The 4,376-nt window shown below is 69.0% G+C and carries 3 protein-coding genes; all 3 read right to left on the bottom strand.

Annotation, left to right across the window (positions count from 1 at the left end; genetic code table 11):
- A partial coding sequence (locus tag QSK45_RS37865; RefSeq protein ID WP_285563501.1) for a GH12 family glycosyl hydrolase domain-containing protein occupies positions 1 to 1,183 on the bottom strand: 1,183 nt, incomplete at its 3' end.
- Between the two features lie 28 nt (positions 1,184 to 1,211).
- Entirely contained in the window at positions 1,212 to 4,016 is a 2,805-nt protein-coding gene (locus QSK45_RS37860) for a glycoside hydrolase family 48 protein (RefSeq protein ID WP_285563500.1), read from the bottom strand.
- A gap of 177 nt (positions 4,017 to 4,193) precedes the next feature.
- A partial coding sequence (locus QSK45_RS37855; protein WP_490993677.1) for a cellulose binding domain-containing protein occupies positions 4,194 to 4,376 on the bottom strand: 183 nt, incomplete at its 5' end.

Genomic DNA, 4,376 nt, shown 5'->3' with positions numbered 1-4,376 from the left:
TCACCACCCGCAGACCCGGCTTGATCTGATTGTCGGTGGCCGAGCTGTCGTTGTTCTTGTACTGCACCTTCACCGCACCCGTGCCCGGCGTACCACCACCACTCGCGGCCGTCGTCGCCGTCACCGCACCCGACGCCGCCGACACATTGCCGGCCGCGTCCCTCGCCTTCACCGTGTACGAGTACGCCGTCGAGGCCGACAGCCCGCCGTCCGTGTACGACGTCGACGTGGTACTGCCCACCTTCGTCGACCCCCGGTACACGTCGTACCCGGTCACCCCCACATTGTCCGTCGAAGCGGACCACTTCAGCGACACACTCGACGCCGTCGTCCCCGACACCGCGAGGTTCGTCGGCGCGGACGGAGCGGTCGTGTCGGAAGTACCACCGCCCGAGCCCTTGGTCGCGTTGAACGAGAAGCTGTTGCTGGCGAGGCCCTGGCCGCCCTGCCAGATCTCGAAGCCCGCCTCGGCGTCGATCAGGTAGTGCGCGGAGTTGATCGAGCCGCGCGCGACCGCGTCGTCGATCAGGGCCTTGACGTCGAGGTTGCTGAACGAGGTGCCGCCGCCCTGGAGGACGTAGGAGATGATCTTCCAGGAGGTCTGCTGCCCGGTCCACACGTCCCAGCCGTGGCCCGCGACGTTCGCGGTGGCGGTCTGGCTGCCGAACGGCTGGACGCCGCCCCTGTGGTTGAGCCAGATCATCACCTCCGTGCCGTCGGGCTGGCCGTCCGTGGTCGGCGTCGAGTTGAACCAGAGGTCGTACGCGACGTCATAGGCGCCCGACGCCGGCTGCGTCGTGGACCAGGAGGAGGTCGCGCTGCCCAGCTGGCTCACCTGGACGGGCAGCCCGCTGCCCGTGGTGCAGGCCCCCCAGTGGCAGCCCTTGTAGACCGAGGGGTAGGTGGCCGGGGCACCGTTGGTGGCCAGGTTGAAGTTCGACTGTGTGACGGACCACGCGCCCGTGGCGGTGTCGACGCTCACACACTGCGTGTCCGACGAGTTCCATTCGTTCTGCTGGTAGGTGTACTCCCCGCCCTGCAGCGACGTCGTCCCGTACTGCGTGCAGTCCGTCGCCGTACTGGCGGACGCGGGCTGGGTGACGACCATGAGCGCGCCGAGCAGCAGGGCGGCCACGGTGCCCGCCCATGCGGCCGTACGCAGCCGTCTCCACGATGACAGCATCTGTGAGTCTCCTTCCTTGCCCGGCGGATCAGGGCTCGGTGCCCCAGGCGAGGGTCCCGTTGACGTAGGCGGTCACCTTGGTGGCGTCGGCGTAGGCCGTGTTGGTGGCGTAGCTGTAGTCGTCGCTCTCGCTGAAGTTCGACCAGTCGCTCTTGCTCACCCGGCTCTGGATGTCACCGGAGTTCGCCCCCGCGGCGAGGCTGCCGGCGCCGGAGGTGAACCCGACCTCCAGGTAGTGGTCCGCACCCGACCTCGGCGAGGACAGGGCGACCACCTTCTGCGTCACGTTCGACGCGCCGACCGCCGCGTAGTCGCACCAGGCTCCGTAGCTGCTCGCGCCGCTGTCTCCGGTGAACCAGTACCGCAGGGTGACGGTCGACAGGGCCAGTGTGCCGCTGCCGGTGTTGACCACACGCAGGCCGGGCTTGATCTGGTTGTCCGTCGGCGCGCTGTCGTTGTTCTTGTACTGCACCTTGACCGTCCCGGTGCCGCCACCGGAACCGGCCTTGGTGGTGGCGTTCACCGCGCTGGAGGCCGCGGAGACGTTTCCCGCCGCGTCCTTCGCCTTGACGGTGTAGCTGTACGACGTCGACGCCTTGAGCCCCGAGTCGGTGAAGGACGTGGTGACGGCGCTGCCCGCCAGGGTCCCGCCGCGGTAGATGTCGTACCCGGCCACGCCCACGTCGTCGGTCGAGGCGGTCCAGGTCAGCGAGACGCTGGTGTCCGTGGTCGCCGACACCGCGAGGTTCGTCGGGACGGTCGGCGGTGTGGTGTCACCGGTTCCGCCGCCTCCGCCGGCGCCGACGATCAGCTCCGCGTAGACGGCGTAGGCCATGGCGATGTCGGCCTGCGCCCAGAAGCGGTGGTAGCTGAAGGTGGGCGCCGATCCGCCGTTCAGATACGCCTGGACCTTGGGCCAGTCCGGGTCCTGCTTGTACCAGGATCGAATCGAGATGAAGGTGGAACTGGAGTTGACCGGATCGCCGTTGGGCATCTTGCCCGACCAGCCGGACGGGACGTACACCGGGTCGGCGAACCGGCTGTAGTCCGTGCGGGTCTCCGGGGTGGTGATGCCCTTGGCGTCGGCGAAGTGCGCCATCGCGTCCAGCAGGCTCTTGGCGAGGTCGGCGGCGGCGGTGTCGCCGGACTTCGCGGCGTAGTAGGTGAGCGTCTTGACGTAGGCGGCGGCCACCCCGGTGTCGTTGCCGTAGTCCACGACCGAGACGTGCAGGCCGGAGTTGCCGGAAGGGCTGCTCGCGTTCCAGGTGTCGGGCTGTCCGGTCCAGTTCAGCGTGGCCGGGATCCGGAAGTCGGTGGCGGAGACGGTGGTCTCGGACGACGCCCAGGCGACCCACTTGGCCAGGATCGCCTTGGCGGTGGCGTTCCCGGTCACGTAGTAGTACTCGGCGACCCGCTCCAGCGACCAGCACTGGAAGCCGAACCAGTTGTTGCTCGGCGGGTCGTGGTACACCGGCTGCCAGTCGTAGGCCATGCCGTAGAACGTCGGGTCGCCGGCCGGCGGGGTTCCGTACTGCCCGTTCCAGCTGTTGGTCGCGCCGCCCGCGATGGCGCCCTCGGCGGACTGCAGCCACTGGTAGAACTCCAGCTGCCGCTGGAGGCTCGTGGACCAGTCGCTCTGGGCGGTCGGCGACTTCGGGGTCAGGCTCGGCACATTGGCCAGCGCCCAGGCGGCCAGCGGGTTCTGGTAGCCCTGGTGGGCGGTGCTGTCGCCGATCCGCCAGGCCCAGCCGCCGCCGTTCTCCGCGCCGCCCCAGGCGTAGTACCAGGCCAGCAGGTAGTGCTCGGAGTCACGGCCGGAGCCGGCGGCGCAGCTCTTCGGGTCGGTGCAGTTGCCGATCTTCTTGAAGTACTTGTCGAACAGGGAGTAGCGCAGGTAGTCGCCCATCTTGGCGGCCTTCGCCACGGAGGCGGAGATCGCGGAGGCGTTGCCCTGGGCGGAGGCCCACCGGTAGGCCCAGTACGCCGCCTGCACCGCGCGGGCGTCGGCGTCGGGGGCGTTGGTGTACTTCCACTGCTGGGAGTAGCTGCTGTCCTTGACGAACAGGTCGAGGTAACCGTTCGTGCCGCCGTACTTGAACAGGTCGGTGGTCGGCTGCGGGATCGTCTCCCACACCGACTCCTGGGCACCGCGCTGGTAGCTGTTGATGTACGACGGCCCGGACGCGGAGGGCCCGTTCTCGGCCCCGGTGCCGGGCGTGTTGCCGTAGCCGTAGACGTTGTCCACGTCCAGCAGCCAGTGCATGCCGTACACGTCCGGCGTGCCGTAGGCCGAGTTCAGCTCGGTCGCGAGCGGGTCCTGGCCGGATGAGACCGAACTGTCCAGCGCCGAGGGGTACTTGTTGACGTCCGGCCACTCGGGTATGTAGGTCGCCGGGCTGCTCGGGTTGTACGAGCCGTTGCTCGGCTGGTCGGTGTGGGTGGGGATGATGTACTTCTCGGCCGTGGCCCACGCGTTGTTGAACGGCGTCCAGTCGGCGGTCACCCGGCCGTAGGTGGCCTCCAGCCAGAACCAGAAGCTGAACGTCTCCGAGGTGGTCTGGTGACCGTGGTCGGGGGCCTCGACGATCAGCGTCTCCACGCAGTGGTAGGGGATGCCTTCGTCGCTGAAGTAGCCGTTCGCCGAGTCCTTGATCTTGTTGTACTGGGTCAGGAAGGCCGTGGTGTACGGGTCGTCGGCGGTGGCCCGGGGGGACGTGGCGGATTTCCTGGCCGAGGGCGCCGCGCTGGCGAGCGTGGGCGAGACGGCCGCCGCGAGCAGGGCTCCGCCGACGGCGGCGGCGAAGCGTCTGCGGGAAAAACCGGGGGCGGACATGCTTCTCCTCAAGGGAATGGGGGGATTGCCCGGACTCGTGGTCCGAGATGAGCGGGGAGGGGCCGGAGCATGGCGCCACCCCTGATGGGCGCCATGCTCCGGAGACCCGGCCGCGGCCCGGAGCGGGGCGGGCGGGGCGGGGCGGCCGGGCTGCTGCGGGGAGGAGGGAGCCTCGGTCTACGGCTCGATGCCGCCCGCGAGGGTGCCGTTGACGTACACGGTCACCTTGGAGACGTCGGCGTAGGCGGTGTTGGTCGCGTAGCTGTAGTCGTCGCTCTCGCTGAAGTTCGACCAGTCGCTCTTGTTGACCCGGCTCTGGATGTCACCGGTGTTCGCACCCGCGGCGAGCGTGCCGGCACC

Origin of the sequence: Streptomyces hygroscopicus subsp. hygroscopicus, assembly GCF_030269125.1 — a bacterium.
Taxonomy (GTDB): Bacteria; Actinomycetota; Actinomycetes; order Streptomycetales; family Streptomycetaceae; genus Streptomyces; species Streptomyces hygroscopicus_C.
Note: the sequence above shows the minus strand (reverse complement) of the source record. Positions and strands in the feature narration are given on the sequence as shown.